This is a genomic window from Rhodococcus sp. NJ-530 (genome assembly GCF_003860625.1).
GTDB classification, from domain to species: domain Bacteria; phylum Actinomycetota; class Actinomycetes; order Mycobacteriales; family Mycobacteriaceae; genus Rhodococcus_F; species Rhodococcus_F qingshengii.
Window position 1 is genome coordinate 1 of sequence record NZ_CP034154.1, and the last position, 19,896, is coordinate 19,896.

The following is a 19,896-nucleotide window of genomic DNA, read 5'->3' on the forward strand; positions in this document are numbered from 1 at the left end:
GCCAGTTCAACGAATTTCGCGAAAATCTTGCCCTTTATCGAGGCCTAAACGGGGGAGCTGCAACACCGCAATCCCCATGGCTGTCACGTTCACGGACAACGTGGCCGTCACCCCGCTACCGCCGAGCACATCGCGATCCTTACTGCACTCGCTGAGCACAAACTTCCAGCTGGTCTTGAGGCCGCAAATCAAGCTCACGAAGCCTTGAATTGGCTCATGGACATGGTGTTCACACTCCAGATTCATATTCTGCGATTGGTGTGGGGACATAGTCGGCTGTTCCGCGGTGCTGTGAGAGTTGGCCCTGTCTACGCGGACGACTGGACGATCATCGGCGACGGCCTCATCGACGCAGTAATGGGTGAGGAAAAGGGAACCGTAGTCCCTGCCATTCAGCTTCCGAATGGATGGTGCAGGCATATGAACTGGATGCCAGCTTCTACAAAGACCACACAGATTCCTCGCTGTACCAGACACTTGGACACACGAAATTCACTGCAGGAGAAGTCGACTACTCGTTCGTGTTCTTGAACTACCTCACATGCCCCGACCGCCGAGTACGCGCTGTGGCGTGACGAGGTCATCCCCGCCCACAAGGACATGGTGATCAAAGGTCTAGACACGACCAACGACAGTCATGTGCGATTCAAATTCCTGTGGACGGCCGTGTACCACAACTGGGTTGTAGCCGACAACGGTCTCGAAGAGTCCCTCCAAATAGATCTCGAGGACGAACTCGCAGCACGCTCCATCGTCGTCCAGTCGCTCGACAAAGCCACGTAACCGCACGCGTTCTCCGCCCGCAAAGAAATCCGGGCAGTTTTCGGGTTGCGAAATAGCCTGTGGACAACGGCACTCGATCTGCCGTTGCCCACAGGCGTCGAGGTGCGTTCTCCAGCCTCAAAGCAGCTACCGGACAGAACACTCCGACGACGGATACCCTCCCATATTGAGCGAACCGCGATAAGCAACTGCCAAGATCAGCCACTATCGGACGACCAGATTGATTCTCTCGCACGCGCCAACTGCCAGATCTGGGCGCCTCACCGGCTGATTCCGCCAGCGTCGATCGCACCGACGAAGGCTTAAACACCACTGCGGGTCCATTGCCGCCTAGGAATCGTCAATGCGACGCACCGCAGCACGAAATCACGAGGCTACCGATTCGACCGCTCGGGAAGCGCTGTGGAACTGCTACCCGTAGTTCACTTCCCATGTGGGCATCCTCATTGGGATACCTAGTTGCCGAATCCACTGATCAGATTGACGGCGAAATCGTAGGCATTATTCGCTGCTGTCGTGGCGATTCGGAGAACTGTTCCAGCGCTGCATCCTGCAGTTCCCCCTTGACGTAATCGAGTGCCTGATCCGCGCCACGAGGACCGCCGCACCGGAATAGGTACAGCGCGCGCTAGGTCTTGGAAAAGTAGTTCCAAGTTCCGCTCGTGACCTCCGCTTTCGGCGTGAAGATGGTCGAGATGCCCGTCCCGTATTCCCCTGGCATACAGTCGCGCAGCGGTGACGGCGTCTGCGATTCGGCTGGATTCGGTTGCGGTGGCCAACGGCAGTCGATTGGCGAATAGACCACGAGGTAGGGAATCGTTGCACGTTCATGAGGTGTTGCGCTTGGCATGTCGTCTGGTGCCGAACGGTAGCCGGTGAGTTCCAGCGCGCGGGGAGATGGTCGTCGACGTACTGTGCGGCACGAACCCAGTCAGTGTCGACGATCCGAATCATTTCCGACTCCAAGAACACGAACATGACGAAATAGTGAGGATCATCGATCAACCCGATAGAGATCGAGTCGAGTGCTTCAGCGAACAGCGGCCGATCTTTCAAAGTGAGTGCTGAGCTTGCGGCCCAGTATCTCATTGAGTATTTCGGGATTGCGGAATGCCGCTCTGCCATGCGGGCAGACTTCATAAACGCCGCATGAGCTTGCAGATGACGCCCAGCTCCGCGCAAATAGCTTGCCTCTGCGACGTAGCATTTTTCTGCCGCAGCGAAGTTGTCATTCGCCTCGAATAGCTTTCCGGCACGGTCGAACACGTCCGATGGTTCGATGCGCGAGGGATCTGAAACGACATTCGTCAAGAGACCTGCACCGAGGCTGTACAAGTATGGCGCGATCTGCAAATCAACTGGTTGAGAATCAGTCGAGGACGTCGTCGCTGGCCGAGCCAGATTTTCGATTTCTCGCGCGTACAGGACTGCTGTGTGCGCAGCCGCCACAATCTGATCGCCGCCTTGAGCATCGATCATCTCTCGCTCTGCGAGACGCAACAATTCCGATCCGCGGTCATACTGACCCGTTGCGAAAGCGATCGCGCTATTGGCTGCAACTTGGCGGGGCACGTACGCCACCTTCGGAACTGGCGTGCGCCGCATCAAGTAGATCGACACGGCATGTGCTCTTGAAGCCTCATCGAATCGACCTAGGTAAGTCGCACTTCGAGCTATTTCAACCCAGTTGCTGATTGCGTCGTAGTCGTTGGCCGGCGGATTTGCGAGCAGTACTGCGGCCATTCGGTAGCGAAAATCAAGCGAGTCTGCGACTCTGCCTTCCGCATAGACTTCCTCGATCCGAGCCTGAAGTCCACCAGCTGAATCAGTCTCTGCAGGTGTCGGACTCACACACGAATGGACATACGAGTTCAGATCGAACGGTCCATGAAACGGATCGCCGGGCGTACTTGGCCACAAGAATGGGCCTGTCTCTGTGCTCATTCGTGATCTCCCATGGACAGCTGCAGGCCTACACCGCTCGTTGAGTGGCTGAGTTTAACGGCCTTCGCAACCTAATCGCTGAGCTTTCGCCAAGTCGTCTAACCAATTCTTTACCGGCTGAAGCGTCGGCGATGAGGCTAAGGGATTCGGCCGGCTAAACAGCAGCGGCCGTGCGACGCTGCTGTCGGCGTCCGCCTTTGCCGTCTGAACGGCGTCGTGCAGGAATCCGGTTCGCTCGCCGGTAAGGCTAGTTCGTGTTGTAGTCGTCCGACAGCTTTCCTGGGCCGTAGATTTTCGATCCGTTCGCGGTTGTGATCGTTGATGCCATCTTGTCTCTCCTTTCGATCTCTCGGTGTCTGCCCAACAGTACGAACTCACGTTCGGACTTGCGGCACTCATCCGCTGGTGGGTCTTACGGTGCTCGTAGTTGTGTGTGTCGAGGCCTTCGCGCCTTGTGTTTCTACAGCGGCCACTCGGCGCATTGCGGCTGACCAATCGCAGTGCCCGCCGCTGTAGGTCGGGAAGCGCCCGTACAGGTCTCGCACCGGAGGACGGTTTCGCCGTGGTGGTGCGCGCCATTCGATCTCGCTGCACCACCACGCCCAGACTTTCGACTCGCGGCGGTACCTGGTCTGTCTACGTTCGAGCATCCCTGAGACACCCAGATAGCCTGCGACACCTGCATACACGCGCTCGCGGTTCACCGCCTGCCCGCGATGGATCAGACGATTCGCCGTCAGCACGGTCAGAACTCCCTCAAACACATCGATCGAAACGCCCGTCGTGTGTCGGAGCCGAGCCCGAGACAATTCCGGGGCAACGCTCAGGGTCCAGTGGACCATCGCGGCTACAGGTCCGAGCTTGTGATGTTGCCAGACGTCCCGACCCAAGTGATTGAGGTATGCCGGGACCGCTCGAGAGCGTGTTCCGGAGCGAGTGGCAGGGGTGGGTAACCTTGTGTCCGACCTTCTGGACTGCAGGTATGACTAACCGGTATGCGGCGGCCTTCGGGCCTGAATGTGGTCGGGTTCTTACGAGCCAGCCGGCATCTATGAGCTCCCAGACCGTAGGCGAGGATAGTTTTGGTGGTGGCGGCCGCGATTGCCCAGCGGCGTACGTCGAGTTCGAAGTCGTCGGTGCTGTCAGCTCGGTACATGAGGTCTGCGATCACTGCGAGTGCTGCCCAGCGTCGGAAGCCTTGTGCAGATCCACGGAAGAATGGCGTGTTCTCGGCGGCCGCCAGCGCGGCACGGACGTGTTTGCGTGCATGACTGAGGACGTCGGCCTTGGGAGTAGCTGGTGCGGCTGCTACCGCGTTCAGGGGCGCTCCCACTGGTGTGCGATGTGATCGTGGGGGTCTTCCGTGTTCTGCGGCCGCCATGTCCGGCGCCGCCAGATTCAGTGCGAAGGTGTTCGAGGCCGGGGAGTTGGTCGGTGAGCGCTGCGGCGGTGATGTCGTCGAGGGACCAGTGCGCGTGCGCGGCGGACAACATGATGGACCACGAGATTCGGGACGTGTCGGCGGATGCGGTTGGGGCGGTGTTTGCGAGAGCCCGAATGTGTTCGGGAGTGGTCGTGTGGTGCCGGGGATCATTCCGCGGGTGCAGTCGATTGTCCGCAGGCGTTTCGTCAAAGTGACGGAATCGCAATGGCGGTCTGTACGCGTGGAAGCTGGGATGGTGCCGCCCGCCCATGCGGTGAGGTTGTCGACGACGCTGGGGTCAGCGCCGGTGTCGGCCCATGCAAGTGCGTCGGCGGCGTTTCGGCCGGCAGTTCTCAGTGGCTGTGATGGCGCGCCGTAGCGGTGGGGTGATCCAGGTGCGCGCGGCGCAACCGGATGTGGGGTTGAGGAGGCCGGAGGCGTCGAAGGTGTCTTTGTACTTCTGCGTGAACGCCGCTGCGAGTGAACGAACTTGTGTGGCAGTGACGGTCTCGGCGAGTCGGATCCACAGGTGCCGACTGTGGCGGCCGCCGGAGGCGCAGAGTAGGTCGGGGGTGTCGAGTTGGTGTAGTCGACGACTGACTTGTTCGGCGGCTCTGCGTGCAGCGCCGGGCTGGTTACCTTGCCTGTCGTCGAAGTCGAGGCACAGCAGCCGGAAGCGGCCGCGCGAGTCTGCGAGGTAGAGAGCCCACGGCCCTCCGGTGCCTGGGAAGGCATCCGGGTGGGGGCGTAGGTGTGTTCGCCGGCGGTGTCGACGCGGATGGTGAGGCGCGGCGACCAGCTGCGCACCGTGTCGAAAACGGTAGTAGCGAATGTGCAGTTGTCGGGGTCGGTAGGTGTGACCGACCCGCCCGAATTGGGCAGGGAAGTGGACGCACACCGGGGTGCTTGTACCCTGGACATCACGTAGCAAGTGAGTCCCTTCTGGTGGGAGGGACACCATGTCGGATCACCGAGCTCCAACTCGGCCGACCTAACTCGAATACTCGAAACCCCGTTCCTGCAAGAGCGGGTTTCGTGCATGTCAGGGTGTGTTTTCTCCCCTGAGATGCTTGATTCTGTGGTGCCCTAATATTGAGTTATTGGGGCGCCGTCATCGGCGCAGAGACTAGATAGCCAGCGCCAATACCCCTGCTCTTCGAGACGGCGGGGAATCGAACTCTCACTCAGCATCTTGCGTGCGAGCTTCGGGTCGAGTGCGAGTTCGTACATGTCGGCGAGCGCACCGGTGAAGGCATCGCCCTCGCAGTTGCGTACGCCGATGGTCAGGAGCGTCGAGAACACGAGCATCATCGGGATCTTCCCGTGAGGGAGAGCGCGGAGCGGATTTCTCGGGCGCGGGTTTCGACGGGGGTCGGAGCGCGGCCTGTGATGCTGGTGATGGTCATGGGCGCTCGGGTCGAACTGCACCTGGCCGTCGACAGTGGTGCGTGTCAGCGGTAGCAGTTCCCTGAAGACTTCGTCGAACTGGTCGATGTGTCGGTGCCGATGAGCAGCATGGTGCCACGACGTCACCGAACGGGGTCTGGTGTGTCGGCGATGGATCGGATCGACGAATCGACATCCGCGCGGACGCGGGTGGCAAAACTGCCGGTCGCCCTTGGACGGGTCGTCCGCGCTACCGGCCGCGCTGCAATTTGCAGGCATGGCACGCCTTCAGATGTGGTTTCATCTCCGATGTCGGTGACTTTACATCATGCCGACACCTTTCGATAAGGCATGGTTGATTTCCGCGCGGGCTGCAGCGACACACCATTATCTGAAAATGGTTCGTGAGAGTGCGGCACGAATTGCCCGGCCCCTCAACACAGGCGGACCAGCAGCGATCGAATCCGCCAGGCACGGAACCTCGTGAATGATCGCGAAATCGGAGACACACCGCATTCGGGAGGTTGCAAATTCATGGGTAAAACGATTGGCGCGGACAGCGATCGGGAATCGGGGTCGAGTTCGAACGCACAGGCACGGTTGATTGCAGCGGTGCTGGCCTCGCAGCTCTCGCCGGTTCCCGGCTTGTCGTGGCAATCGTGTTCGCAGTCTTGGCATTCGAGATCCGGCGTGTCCGAGTCAAGATGTGGACGATATGGCGGCGGTGACCGCCATCATCGGCATGCCGCCGCTGGTTTCTCCCTGACTACTGGTTGTACTGGTCGACGTCCTCACCACCCGGATCTGGCTCCATACGCCGGCCGCAAATCTACCGCAGACAGTTCGGGCTACTCGGTTGGTCGCGGCAAATGCTGACATGAGCATCCTGCAATCATTTGGACCCAGTTGTGGTTCGGCGTGCCAGTAGGTTTCGTGCTCGCCGCCGTCTTGATCGTGCTGTTCCGTAGCCGCCACGCGCACTAAGAGGCCGAATCGAAGGCGCGGAGCACTCCAACATGCGGCCCGTGGGGATCCTCGATCGTCGGCGCCGTGACATCGAACGAAACAAAGTTGCCTCCGGGCACTACCTGAGGGCTGATATGTGGAAATCTCGCTTAGGCCGGTTGTCGCAGTTGGCCTCGGACGGTACGGGCAGCCAGTACTTCGCCCCCTCAATAGTTTTAAGAACGCCACGCTCATCGTCGGCGGATCCCGCACGGGTAAGACCCGACTGGCGTCGTCGATCAGCGATCAGCAAGTTCGGACTTTTGGCGGTGGTTCGGTGACGATCGACTACAAAGCGACGACGCGGTTGTAAAGGAGAAGGCCCGGCTCGCACAGCAAGAGGGCCGATCGTTCCTTCATTTCTCCTGCTTCCACCAATGGCAGCGGCGAGTACCCGCAACTGCATCCCTATGCGCCGCCAGTCCCCGCACCTATGACGGATTGGCGCGGGGCAATGGAAGTCCAAAGCCGAGATGTTTTCAAATCCGTACGCGAGACGGTGACGCCGCTGCCTACCTAAGGTCAGCGCAGGAGGTGAGCGAATTAGCCTGGAACATAGCGGCATTGACTGGTTTCGACAGGACTGTTGGCCAAGACGGCAAGACCGCATCTCTTCGCTGGAAGTGCTGACGAAGATGCTGTCGACGGCGACCGACGGGAGTTGGAGCGGCAAGCACAAGCACTCAGCATCGGCACAGTGCTCAAGTACTACCCGCACCTGTCCGAACGTATGCGGAGGTTCGGATCGACTCGCTTCGCGGACGGGTGCAGGCGGTCAGCGCGGAGTTGAAGAAATCAGGCAGCATTGTCGCGAAAGCCGTCTCTTCCACTCGCGAACTGGCCTCCACTTACGTCAATTCCTCGGCGTTCTATCCCGGAACCTTCGGCACCGGTCGAGCGCCTGCCGGTCAAATCGACCTGATTCGTGCGATTCTGCGCGGTGAAATCGTAGTTTTCAGTTTGCCCGCGCAGATCTATCCGGATTTCGCCGCCATGATGGGAACGATGATCCTGCTGGATCTGCAGAATGCGGTGGCGACCCTACGAGGTCGGCAGGCTGCGGTAGCCGCCTTCCTCGGTGTACCTCTTGGCGGTGCCGACAGCACCCCGTGGCCACCGTTCGTCGTACAGATCGAAGAACTCGGCTCAGCAGCGAATCAAGCATCAGCGGACGCCCTGATCAACCTGATCAACAAGAGCGCCGACGTCGGCATTCGTGTTGTCGTATCCACCCAGTCCCTGTCGGACATCCGCACGATCGATGATGGGAAGGGAGTGTGGTTGCAACGACTGTTGGGGCTGATCGCCAACCTGTTTGTACTGCAGATCGGAAGTCGCGACGATGACGAGGAGGTATCCGACTTCTCAGGGTCGGTCACCAAGCAGTACGCAACGAACGAGACATCAGTGTCGAACAATCGCTTTCGTTGTTCACTGGGGCATCGGAATCGAAGAAGGTGCGTGGCGCGAGCAACAGGAGAATCGCATCCCGGTCGGCACCGCACAAGCCTTGGACCGAGACCAGCGGGAAATGCTGTTCGTGACCAAAGATCCGAAACTGCAGTCCGTGCACACCACCGCGCCGGAAGGCCCGAACAACTGGTACGAGGTGCTGGAGATGGTGACAGTCCTGGAAGCAGCCCATGGCTACAACCCATTCGACGCTGATCCCGAAGTGATCCAACAGATGCGTGACGCTGCCCGCGAACTTGGCGCAGGGCTCAACGCTGAACTGGCAAAGCCGGATTCGCTGCTCTATCAGATCGTCGACAATTCCGATGCGAAGGTGGATGTAACACCGAAGGCCGTACCGACATCGTTCACGGCGGACGTTTCCGCTATTGGTGAGCCGCCACCGGAAGATCTCTACGCCGACCCTTACGATGCCGGCGCCACCGTTGACGTCTACGAAGATGTGCCACCCGCGCCCGACCCGCTGGATGGGATGCCCTGATCGCATCTGACCGCGAGATCGCTGACCTCGCGTTCTTTACCGAGTAGGGCCGGGCCTTCGACGCTGGGCCCTACTGATCTCATACCATTCACGATTCCTCCGCCGGAAAGTCTTGCGCACCAGCAGTTGCGAGGATCGCCGTCTTTCCATGAGGCGTTGCCCGCTCAGTCTCACGTCTTCCGTAGCAATCCGGTCACTCCAGCGACAAGGATCGCGGTGAATATCCAGGAGGAAATCCGTAGGACCGGAAACCCCCAGGTCACGAGGACTGACGCCTGTGAGCTCGTTGTCCAATCAGGTCGCAAGTTCGAGTTCGATGCCGGAATGACCTTTGTCAGTGCAAAATTCACAGGATTGAAGCACGGGTAGTCCGGGTAGTTGGCGCTGTCGTCGTTTGCCGTGATCGCACGCGGGAAGTTCACTCCCTGGGTTGATCGCGTCGTATGCGCTTGCTGCAGCCCGCGCGGCCGCCGGGTTCGTCGGAACGAAATCCGCGCGGTTGAAGGATACGAGTGCGATGCCGAGAACGAGCGTGAAGAGGAGCCACGCCGCATCACCTCAAGCGCAGGCAGTCTGCCTCGTGCAGGCAAGAACCGCAGGTCAAGGAATTCGATATCGCGTGTTACCGCGGCGGTCCCATCTGTGGGAGGGATGGCAGTTACAACAAAATCCGGCGATGACCGGAACACCGTCCTCTATCGTTTCCAGCATCGGAGTTGCATCACAGACAGAGGGCCTAAATTCACGCCTTTACCTGCAGTGATGCCTCATCATGACGGAAGGGGCGAGTGTGTCGCAAGACGCCGAACTGGATGGCCGGCTCGCGGTTGTTCTGCCAGACGGGTTCAATCCCGCACGCGACGACAAGCGGATCCCGGTGCGTCGTATCTACGGCATGTACAACCCCGCACGAGATTCCATTCGGGCTAGTGTCGACCAGCTGCTCGGGAGAAGCCCTGAACCAGTTTCGCAGGATGAGATGCACCGGCCGAGTATGGAGAAGGACCATGCCAGCGTTGTGGCACCCGTGCTCGAATCTGCAATCGCGCCAAACCCGAACTGGGACTACGACGGTGACGAGCGCGTCTACAAGTGGATGCTCAATCACCGCGACGGAGTGTTCGTAGCGTCCGACGAGGCAGGAAACGAGCTGCAGGACTCGGCCGGCAAACGAATCTTCGTCGACGACCTTGGCCGTCGGGTACTTGACCCGGATGCCGACACCGCTGTGGACAGCGCTGCCACGGGAGAGAACACCGACAAGGCCCCACGAAGAAGCGCTGGTTCGGTAGGGGCTCCTCGCTGCTACCTCGAAACAAAGGGAAAACAGACGAAATACCGGATCTGTATGACCAACACGGAGTTCAGCTCGTCGACTTCGATATTGCCAAAGTCGGCAAGTCCGGTGTCCTCGGTAGTCGATACCGTGGCCGGAAAGCTTTGGCGCTCTGCAGCTCAGCCCTCGCGTTCGTTGCAGTTGTCGGTTTGATCATCGGTGTTACCGTCGGGCGTTCAGCAGTGCCGGCCGAAGGCGCGATCTCGCCCTCCGATGCGGCCGCATATCGGCTCACCACTTTCCCTACCAACGCGGCGACAGCATTTGCACAGCAATACCTCACAGTGTGTTTGACCCACGGCGACGTCGAAGCTGTGAAAAAGCGAGAACAACTCCTGAAAGCGATGTCGACGCCGGGAACCGCACCAGGGTGTGGTTGGACATCAGGCGGCCTGCAGCAAGAACCCTCCATGATCGCGTGGACGGGACCGTTACTCCTATAACGGAATTCGCCACCGGTGAGGCCGCCTACTTGGGCTTTATCGTTTCGATGGCGGATGGCCAGTACCAAACCATGTCCGTTCCAGTCTGGGTGAAATCCGGCAAGACCGGTAACGACTTACGGATAGTCGGCGACGTCGGGGTGTCCGCGCCGATGCGACTGGAAAATCCACCACCGGCGAAAGCGAAGCTGACCGAGGACGTCCAACTCGCTGGCCAGGTGAAGGACTCCTTGTTGGCTCCGTTCTTCTCCGCATGGGGCGCCTCGAATGCTGGCCAACTGAACCTCGTCCTTGCAGATTCCGCAGGGCCGCGGGCGCGAACTGGTCTGGGTGGTGTCGTGACGAAGCCGCAGATCGAAAAAGTGACAGTCCGGTCACCGCGCGCTACCAACACGCCCTCGAATCAGTCCATCGTCTACCAGGACGGAGACATCGCAGTCGCCGAGGTTCGAGTCACATGGAATGTCCCGGCATCTGAGTCGATGCAGACCAGCGGATATCGCGTCGACATCGTCCGAAACTCGGGCAAGTGGCTAGTCACCGATATCCGTGCAGGCCTTGTCGACCGTGAGGGCGCAGCGAGTAGTGGATCCGGCCTCGGGTCAGCAACCGACCTCGTACCTGGTGCTGCATCGACCCGAGGATCGAACGACGGCGAATAGAACCGTCGTACAAACGCTTCCGGTAGACGCCGGCAGAGGAGAGAGGAAGATCCATGAAGACACACAGCGCCGCGCTAATCGTGGCTCAGGGAGCCGACGGCATCACCGAGTCCATCGGAAATCTGTCGACGATGTTGAAAGTCATCGGCGGCGCCATGCTCGTTCTAATGATGATCGTCATCGCGATCATGATCGCGGTGGCATCCGCGAAAGAGGGCGGGTGGCGATCGAGCATTCAGAAGCTGATCGGCGTCCTCGCCGCAGGTCTGGTCCTTGGTGGTGGCCCCATCTTCATCGGCTACATGGTCGACGCGGGCGAATCCGTGCCCGGAAACAGTGGTGGCGGAGCAGGTAACAGCCAGGTCGAGTGACAGCACTCTGACAGAACAGCAACGGCAGCGGAGGACAAACATGCCCGAAGGTCGGGAGGCACTTGACCGCACACATGTAATGAATCACCGAAATCGCATGTGGCAGTTAGGCAAAGAACTTTCACTTGTGTCGATCGGGGGTATTGACGCACAGCTCGCAACGGTGTCGGTGTCGGCGGCAGCGGTGGCAGGCGTCATTTTGCTGCCGATCGGATTCGCTATCGGAAAGACATTTCTCACTGTTGTTGTCGGAGCGTTGGTAGTACTCGCCGTGACTTACGCTTTCTGTCATTGGAAGTGGGGCAACAGCTACGAATCGCCCTTCCAGTTCGTTCGAATGTCCTGGGCGCGGATCTTCAGAAATCCTGACCTGATTTCGGGTGGCGCATCGAACAAGAACCCCGGAAAGCTTGAGTGGACTGCGATCGTCTGGCGTCCCGACTGGGCACAGGTCAACCTCGAGAGCCCCTTGCAACGACCAGTCTACGACCCGAAACCCGTTGGCACCGGTGATTTCTTCCCGAAACGGAAAGCGCGAGTGACCTTCGATCAATTGCTCGGAACATCAAACACCACAAACTACGGTCAGGAGACGCAACCATGAAGATCCTCGTCATCATGGTGTTTGTCGGGGCAGTCCTCGCTGGCCTCAGTTTTTGGGGCGTGAATCGGTGGCTTGCGCACAAGAGCGGCAACACAGTCAAAACCCCGAAGAGACGTACTGATCGCCAGCGTCTCGGCATCAGGTACGCCGAGGACGGTCTGTTTCTGATTGGAAACGGCGCGTGGACAGGTGTGATCCTTCCTGGAAACAGTGATGACTTCACCTCTGGCACCCAGCAGGAGTTCGCTTTCGACCGATCCACCGATTTCTACAAGCAACTCCTCATGTGGGTCGAAGCTGAACAAGGCCGCGATGCGTCACTGATCTGCCACGAGTTGGTGCGCTATCAGCCCGTCGATACCTCCCGTTGGGAAGACGAACTCGATCGCGCGATGTGGGATCCATCGAAGATGTTTCAAACGCTTACAGCCAAAAAGATGGCACCACACATTTCGGAGACCACGCCAGAGCCACGGCGCGTGCTGATGATTCGGCTGGGAACATTCACTGGCCCAAGCATGTCCGATCCGATAACAATGATCATCGGGAAGGCCGACCACGTCGCCGAAGAACACTTCCGGTCAAGTGACCTCGATCCATTCCGTGACGCCGCATCCACATTGTTAGACCGACTGTCTGCGTCCGGTGCTGAATTGGTCACCCGAGCCGATCTTGTTTGGCTCACTCGTAAACCGCTCTACGGACACTTCCAACCGCCGACAGAGCGCGACTACCAATCGACACGACCTTGGCGTGCAGGGTATTTCGATCAAATCGTAGATTTCGACGCACACAATCTCACGGATTGCGTCGAAATCACAGAACCGTTCCCGGAAACGGCGGAGGCACGGAAGTCGTACACGACGACCCTCGTTATCGCAGACGGCGACTCCGTCCTTCCCTTCCACTATCACCGCGCATGGGGGCGTGCTCTCCGTGCGATGCCGTTCCAGGTCGAAGTGAGTTGGCGCTACAAACTCATGACATCAGAGGCATGGAAGAAGCTGGCGAAACGTCGTATCGGGCTCATCAAGGACGAAGCCGAAGACCGCGGTGGCGCAGGCAAAATCGAAGATGCAAAATTCTCCGAAGTGCTTGGCGACGCCTTGGACCTCGAACGGGAACTCGATATCGAACCGACGCCCGCGATGATCGGACAGTTACGACTGACCATCTCGTGTCCGTCCCGGAAGGAACTCACCAAAGCCGTCCAGGACGTGCAAGCAGCCTTCACTGACTTCACCCTGCACGTCCCGCTGAACATTCAGCACGCGCTTCTACGTGAACAGATCCCGGGTGACCCGGACCCGACCTACGTCGGCAAGGTCAACCTCTGCGACGACACTTTGGGGTACGACCTCGGCACCCGGTGGACGAACCTCGAAGCCCTTGCACTGGCAAGGCTCGACTCGTCACCGAGTGTGGGAGACGCAGTGGAAGTGGGACGTAGCGGGCAGGCGCTCGGATGGCGCGGCGTTGCCATCGGGTACTGCATGGAAAACGGCGCAGTCGTGCACTTCGACCCGCACGTTCAGGTTGCACGTAACAACGGAGCGGGCATCGGCATCATCGGCGCGTCCGGTGGCGGTAAGTCGGCACTCGCACTGATGTTGTTCTTCTGGATGTCAGAGTCAGGCACTCAGGTGGTAGCTGCAGACCCGAAGAATGACATCGAAAGGTTCTGCTACTACATCTCATTCGGTCCGCAAGTTCTCGACCCGGACTTCGCCAGCCACGCCCGCGCCGGCACCCTCGGTACGCCTGAGTCGAAGTTTCAGCCGATAAACCGTGACTTCTGGGACCAAACTGACATCGTGGACCTCTTCGGTGGACCACGGGGAATGCTGTGCGCGTGGGCGCTGACCGATACCTACGAGGACGGTGAAGCACTGGCACGGGCTCAGCTCGAATTGCTGATCCCTGATCGTGCGGATCGGGATCGCCTTGAGCCAGGCTTCCATGCAATGAAGGAACACTACCGCAGCGCTGAGAGCAGCGGTGAGAGCTACGTCCCGACGTTGACCGAGCTGTCGCAGTCTCTCTACGAAGAGATTGAGACCCTTTCTGAGGCAGCCGGCAAAGATAATCCGGACTGGTCGTCACGACTGCCGGCGAAACACGAGTTGTCACGGCTCCAAGGATTGAAGTCACGCTTGGAAGGTGCTTCCGTAAATCCCTACTCTCGCCTCCTGTTCGGCGAGGCCGACAGGTCTGTTGGCTTCCGAAGCATCAAGAAGCGTCGCACGGTCATCACGCTCTTCCGGTTCACGCCACCCGACCCGGCGAAGACCCCTGAGCAGTGGAGCGATGCTGAGCGCGACGCTGCAGCAGCCATTTTCACCGCTCTGCACCGGATCAACAATTTTTTTGGTGACGTAACGGAATCAGTCAGTCCGCACTCCAAGCGGCGCGGGCGTCGACCGCGAGCGCTGTTTATCGACGAGGCATACATCGTCACGTCGATCCAGGCTGGACGCGAACTGATCTCGAGGGCTCTCCGCCAGGGTCGATCATTGAATTTCGTCGTCGTGTTCATCTCCCAGCAGGCCAAAGACATTCAGATGATCGAAAAGGCGATGACCGACGCTGCAGAGACTGATCAGAACCAGTTCTCTACGGTCTTTGTGTTCATGCAGAAAGGCACTGCAGAAGCCAAGCAGGCGTTGTCGCTGTTGCGGGAACCTTCTGATGCCAACGAGGGGGAGTGGGACGCCCTGGCAAAACGGTTGCTGCCGTACAGCAAGGGCGGTGATCTAGGTAACGGCGTGTGCGTAATGCGAGATGTCGACAACCGAGTGAGCGTGGTTCAGGTCGATCAGATGTTCGTCGAAATCTCGAACGCATCCGAAACGAATGCCACTATTTCCGCCCACGCGCAGTCCACTCCGATCTCGGCGGACGCGATGGATTGGTCCATCGACCCGGCAGCCCGTGATCACGTGCGAAGTGGTGTCAGTACAAAGGCGATCGCTGTCGCCGACGTCGACGACCACAGCTACGAGTTCGACGATTTCGCAGAACTCCTGAGCAACTAATCATGATCGACGAGCGACAGGATCACCCATGGTGACGTTGAGTACGGTGGCACAGGCACCGGCAGCGGTCTATCCATTTTTCGCGCGATACGGCCGAATACTGGAAAAATGGGTGGTCCGCGCGTTGGCGACGCTGTTCACCGTGGCTGGACTGCTCTCGATCGCAGGCATACGAGGATTGGTCGCGTTCGCCATCGTCGGCGGCAGCGCTGTAGGAATCTGGTACGGCGCCAGGCGGCTACCTCAGGCGACCGGCGCTTTGTTGTCGACCCTGACATGGATCGGGTTGATCGGGTCGCTGGCTGTCGCAGTGGGCCCGGTGTACGCAATGGTGCATACCGATTTCCTCGTCCTGTACCCGATCAGCTTGCTGGCGGTTCTCGCCGTGACGTATGTGTTGCACTCTCCGGGTGTGCACCGCGGATGGACCGTCGCAGTAGCGCACGGCACCTTGATGGCGACCTTCCCTCTGTCTATGGTGTGGCCGAGCACGACAGTTTCGGGAACTGGCTTTCTGGTCGGCACATTCGGAGCTCTCGCGATCGTCCTCTGGCGCGACAGGAAAGGCACCCGGATAAGGCCACAGCGCACAGGGGGCCGCCGGTGGGTCACTCGGATGGCCCGTGCGACGGCGTACGGCTTGATCTCGGTCGTTCTTTTCGGATCCATCGCTGTCGCGAATCCGATTCCAGCTGACGCCAGCCCAATCAGTTGGGTCTCGGACAAAATCGGTGGCGCCGCATCCGGCGCTATGTCTGACGTGGTGTGCTCGATCACGCGCCCTGACCTCGGCGGGCAAGGCATCGGGACGGGTCCAGAAGGGTTCTTGTCGAACCGCAACCTCGGCAAGGTCGAGAACCGGAATCGAGAGGTTCCAGACTTCGCCAAGGACGCAACGCAATTCACCCGTGCTGCAACGGCCACCGATCATTCGATGGATTCGTACACGCTCTACGAGATCTCCGGGCTTCGAGGCGTCAAGTGGGTCAACTGGCAGTTGAACGCCGAAGGCGAAGAATCGTGCGCGATGATGCCCTGGATCTCCACGATGGTCGGGAATCTGATCATGCAGGGGAACGTGTACATCCTGCAAGCGACTATCGCCTTGAAAGAATATGCGCAGGCGAAGAACCCGATTCAGGGTGTGTACCAGAATGTTTCACCCGTTGTCTCTAATCTATACAACTACTTTTTCATCCCTATGGCGGGCGTGATGATTCTCATCGCCGCCATTTCCATGGCAGTACGGGCAGCGAGTGCAGGCGGGGTGCGCCAAGGGATCCAAGACGCGGGCCTGACAGCAATGGTCGCGATGGTCGCGGGGTCATGTACGGCGGTGTTGCGGTAGCTTCCTGGGCCAAACCGGACGGCAACGGGTTCTACATGATCGCCTCACTCGGAGACCACATCGGAGGAACGCTCAGCAGCGCAATCGCCAACACCGTATTCGGGACATTGGACCAGCAGGCACAGGGCCTGATGTGCCAGGCACCGCAAGCACTTCCAGGCGCGCAAGCAACCGACCCTGGTCACCGATTCACCTCCTGCGTTCTCGCAGAAACCTTGGTTTACCAGCCGTGGGCCGTAGGACAATTCGGCAAGGCCGGCGAGGAACCGATCACTCCCCCTGCCGAGCCGAACCGCTTCGGCAATCCCATCGCCCGTGAAGGGGCCATCAGCCGCAGCGGCGACGAAGACGGGTTGCCCTGCTACAACAACTACCGCGGCTGCAACGACATGCGGTCCTATCTGCTGGCCCAGACCGGCGGCCCGTCAATCGACCGGGCCCGGGCCGATTGCCTTGACGGCGATGACAGCTTCGAAGCCCTCAGCAGTTGCGATCCGACCTACGCCGTAGCCGCGAGCCTGAACAAGATATCCGGGTCTGACGGCAACGATCCCGTTGGGAAATCGAATCTCACCCCAGACGAGGCGGCGGCGGCGTTGTCAGCGTTCTCCGGCAGCGGCACTATGCCGCACGTCGCGAAAGCCATCTCGGCTCTCTTCGGGACCGTGATCGCTTCCGTCGGAATCGCAGCAATGTCCCTGATTGCCCTCTGGTGGCACGTGATGTTGCTGGTGGCGTTCATCCTCGGGCCGATGAGACTCGTGTGGGCGGCGTTCCCAGGCAAGTCGAAAATGATGAAGAACTGGATAGACGACATCGTCTACGCACTGCTGATGGCCACCGTCTATTCCGTTCTGTGCACGTTGATGGTGTTCATGCTCGGAATCATGTTCACCTCTAGCGTCGCTACAGGTTTCAAGCTGCTGTGGAGCGTCGCCGTTCTGGTGTGCATGTGGGTTGCGATGAAGAAGATCGAAGCCGCAGCCCGGCCAGAAGGTGCTGCACAAGTCGGTGCTGCCTCGACTGTCCAAGGTGCGGCTCTCGGAGCGTTGAGCACCGCAGCGGTGATGTCCGCGGCCGCTCGCCGACGCGGCGGTTCGGGACGTGGAAAGCAAGCGGAGGGCGAGACAGACGAGACTGCGAGCCCTGCTCGCGCACAGCGTCGCCCCAATCGACCGTCCCCGTCGAGGCCGAATGCTTCCGGCCCCGGTAAAACGTCTCCGTCAGGCTCAGGCCAGTCGGGGAGCGCTACGAAGCCCGGCGGTGGGAAGGCTGCTGCGGCCGCGCAGGCAGCGGAATTCTTGTCACGGCCTGTCGTCCAAGGCGTCAAACGTGGCGCTGGACGCGCCGCGGCCGCCACTGGTGCTGCAGTCCGAAACAACCCGCTCGTCGCGGGTGCCGAGCAGCTGGGCGGACAAGTCGTGGGCGGCGTGCGAACAGCCGGCGGACGCATCGTCGATGCGGGCCGTGGTGTGGCACTGCGAACCTACGGCGGACAAATCCCATCGGCGACCAGAGATCGATGGCTTCAGCAGAGCGACGGAAACCTGGCAGGTGCCGGGTCCAGGGCTCGTGCGAGAGCAGTCCGAAGCGCACAAACCAGACAAGCACATGAGCAGGCCATGGCCGGATACCGGGAAGCAATGCTCGGCGCTCGAAACCGGAACGACTGAGAGTAGGCAGCGATGAACGAATACAACCCTGATGACTCACGGCTACCCGGTAACGGCGCGATACCCGCAGATACCGAACTGCATGCCCGTATGGCTGCACTGCAGACCCGGCGAGAGGGGTTGACCGTAGCCGGAACGAACTTCGGCATCTTCTACGACGAGAGCGATCCGCGTGAGGCTGAACTGCAGGTGACTTTCGACGACGGCACCGCCCTCAGCCGTGTCGTGCTCGCGCTCGATCCTGCTGCCCTCGTGGAGCTCTCGGATCAAGCCCGAGAGGTATTGCAGGCGCAACGCGCCGCTATCGAGGCAGACCTTCCGCCTGGCTATGTTCTCGCTGTCGCCGGGCAGGACGCACCTGAGCCCTTGGACGCAGAACATCAGACCGAAGAGGACGAGGAGAACGACGACAATCGCAGCAAGTACGCCCGGGCATCCGATCCCATGAACCTGCGTGGACTCGTTCAGAATCTCCCCCCGATAGCCGGCGTGCCCAGCAGTCGGTGGTTACCGATGGTCATAGGCCTGGTCGTGATTGTCGTCGTGCTCGCCGCGCTCCTGGGCGGCGCTTTGTAGATGGCTGAAAACCGCTGCCACAGCGGTCCCATCGCGCGGTGGCGGGCATGCAGGGAGGTCACCGGAACCGCGACCGCCAGAATGAGGGCTATCGGAGGTGCGTACGAATGAACGATAGGCCGAAGAGCCCAGAGAAAACACTGACGTGGGGTCAGTACGGTCAGTTGCTTACAGCGACGATCGCGACTTGGCTGTCCGCTGCGCCTGGCGGCATCGTGGTTGCTGCGCAAACATTTTGGAGAAGTCGCCCTACACGCGTAGTCGTGTTGGCGTTGATCGCTGGCATTGCACCCGCGTGGACATTCTCCTCCGATATCGCGCAGCACGCGAGCTACATCGTCGCATTGGCAGCAGCTGGATGGCTGGTCCTGACTCTGACAGCAGGTGGCGTTCGCGGGGCATTCAGCGTCACCCGACGACGGGGACGCCAATGAGTAGCGTCAGACGCGCGGCCGCGATTGCGTGCATGGGCGCGTTCCTTACAGCGTGCGGCGGCCAAGCTGCGGACCACCCGGAGTCGTCCGCATCGACCACCGCAACAATTCCTGGCTTCACCACAAGCGCTGAGCCATCGGCGCCGCACGAGTATGAGCCGCCGTACGCACCACCGACAGCTATCCGTGGGAACTCCGTCGAAGCGGCGGAAGCGACTGCGCAACGTTTCATCGTCGGGTGGACCACGTTCGTTCCCTGGGACTTCGAACCTGCTGATGACTGGTTCGCACGCTGGCAAGAAACAGCATCGCCAGAATTTCTGGGACAGATGCAGACGTCGGTGAACCAGATGTGGTCCTGGACATGGAATGAGAAGCGTAAGGCGTTCGATTCTCGAGTCGAGCGCGTCGACAGCACCTCGATCAGTCCGGATGGAAAGTCTGCTGTCACAAGGGTGACGATCAGCCGCTTGATTCTCGGGATGGATCAGCGCGTTGACCAAAGAGAGGAACAGATCCTCACCTACGACGTGCACATGGACCTGTCGCGTTCAGGAAAACCGAAAGTGACAGGTGCCGTCGAGATCCGGTCCGATTCTCCGCCGGCCGCTGCCACTGTTGGCGAGGGCAGGTAAGTGGCGGACAACGGAGGAATCCGGAAGATCCCGTCCTCCGGCGGAGCACGGAAAATCGGAGGAAAAAAGGCGGCAGGTGCGGCTGGCCGTAGAACAGGTGGAACCGGAGGCAACCCGCGCGGAGTCGGGGGGAACACCACCGGGGACCGTGCAGCACCAGGGGCACAGAAGCGAGCCGCCGGCAGAACACCGCCACCACCTAACGCGGCAACACCGTCACAGTCGAACAGCGCCCGGCGACCAGGATCTGCAGGATCACCACCGATCAGGCCCGCCGGTCAACG

The 19,896-nt window shown here is 60.0% G+C and carries 14 protein-coding genes; 12 read left to right on the forward strand and 2 right to left on the reverse strand.

The annotated features are described in order from the left end of the window. Positions 1 to 6: 6 nt before the first annotated feature. Positions 7 to 420, reverse strand: a complete 414-nt coding sequence (locus EHW12_RS30425; RefSeq protein WP_125052987.1) for a hypothetical protein — start codon at positions 418 to 420, stop codon at positions 7 to 9. A 219-nt stretch (positions 421 to 639) separates the two neighbouring features. Between EHW12_RS30425 and EHW12_RS34800 the strand changes: the two genes are divergently transcribed. Then, positions 640 to 783, forward strand: coding sequence for a hypothetical protein (locus EHW12_RS34800; protein ID WP_164490646.1), 144 nt, complete (start codon positions 640 to 642; stop codon positions 781 to 783). Between the two features lie 4,453 nt (positions 784 to 5,236). On the opposite strand, the gene EHW12_RS30430 is transcribed toward EHW12_RS34800, so the two are convergent. Beyond that, the gene (locus EHW12_RS30430) at positions 5,237 to 5,683 is read right to left on the reverse strand and encodes a hypothetical protein (RefSeq protein WP_125052989.1); all 447 of its coding nucleotides are present in this window, start codon (positions 5,681 to 5,683) and stop codon (positions 5,237 to 5,239) included. Positions 5,684 to 8,081: 2,398 nt separating this feature from the next. Here EHW12_RS30430 and EHW12_RS30435 point away from each other — a divergent pair. From EHW12_RS30435 to EHW12_RS30485, 11 genes are all read left to right on the forward strand, one after another. Further along, the gene (locus EHW12_RS30435) at positions 8,082 to 8,495 is read left to right on the forward strand and encodes a hypothetical protein (RefSeq protein WP_125052991.1); all 414 of its coding nucleotides are present in this window, start codon (positions 8,082 to 8,084) and stop codon (positions 8,493 to 8,495) included. Between the two features lie 790 nt (positions 8,496 to 9,285). Continuing rightward, complete coding sequence (locus EHW12_RS30440; RefSeq protein ID WP_125052993.1) at positions 9,286 to 9,984, forward strand: hypothetical protein; 699 nt, start codon at positions 9,286 to 9,288, stop codon at positions 9,982 to 9,984. Between the two features lie 265 nt (positions 9,985 to 10,249). Beyond that, a complete protein-coding gene (locus EHW12_RS30445; RefSeq protein WP_277426217.1) occupies positions 10,250 to 10,936 on the forward strand; it encodes a conjugal transfer protein in 687 nt (228 codons plus the stop codon). Between the two features lie 53 nt (positions 10,937 to 10,989). After that, positions 10,990 to 11,307 (forward strand): hypothetical protein, encoded by a 318-nt coding sequence (locus tag EHW12_RS30450; RefSeq protein WP_047269206.1) that lies wholly within the window; start codon positions 10,990 to 10,992, stop codon positions 11,305 to 11,307. A gap of 127 nt (positions 11,308 to 11,434) precedes the next feature. Continuing rightward, the gene (locus tag EHW12_RS30455) at positions 11,435 to 11,911 is read left to right on the forward strand and encodes a hypothetical protein (RefSeq protein WP_058228333.1); all 477 of its coding nucleotides are present in this window, start codon (positions 11,435 to 11,437) and stop codon (positions 11,909 to 11,911) included. Continuing rightward, positions 11,908 to 14,946, forward strand: a complete 3,039-nt coding sequence (locus EHW12_RS30460; protein WP_047269208.1) for an ATP-binding protein — start codon at positions 11,908 to 11,910, stop codon at positions 14,944 to 14,946. The genes EHW12_RS30455 and EHW12_RS30460 overlap by 4 nt, the downstream gene beginning before the upstream one ends. A 28-nt stretch (positions 14,947 to 14,974) precedes the next feature. Then, positions 14,975 to 16,294: a hypothetical protein gene (locus EHW12_RS30465; RefSeq protein ID WP_125052996.1), complete on the forward strand. Its 1,320-nt coding sequence runs from the start codon at positions 14,975 to 14,977 to the stop codon at positions 16,292 to 16,294. Continuing rightward, complete coding sequence (locus EHW12_RS30470; RefSeq protein WP_125052998.1) at positions 16,273 to 17,967, forward strand: hypothetical protein; 1,695 nt, start codon at positions 16,273 to 16,275, stop codon at positions 17,965 to 17,967. Before EHW12_RS30465 ends, EHW12_RS30470 begins: the two co-directional genes overlap by 22 nt. A 12-nt stretch (positions 17,968 to 17,979) precedes the next feature. After that, entirely contained in the window at positions 17,980 to 18,543 is a 564-nt protein-coding gene (locus EHW12_RS30475) for a hypothetical protein (RefSeq protein ID WP_047269210.1), read from the forward strand. A 107-nt stretch (positions 18,544 to 18,650) separates the two neighbouring features. Beyond that, complete coding sequence (locus tag EHW12_RS30480; RefSeq protein WP_125053000.1) at positions 18,651 to 18,977, forward strand: hypothetical protein; 327 nt, start codon at positions 18,651 to 18,653, stop codon at positions 18,975 to 18,977. Further along, entirely contained in the window at positions 18,974 to 19,612 is a 639-nt protein-coding gene (locus EHW12_RS30485) for a hypothetical protein (RefSeq protein ID WP_047269211.1), read from the forward strand. Before EHW12_RS30480 ends, EHW12_RS30485 begins: the two co-directional genes overlap by 4 nt. The last annotated feature ends 284 nt before the right edge of the window (positions 19,613 to 19,896 follow it).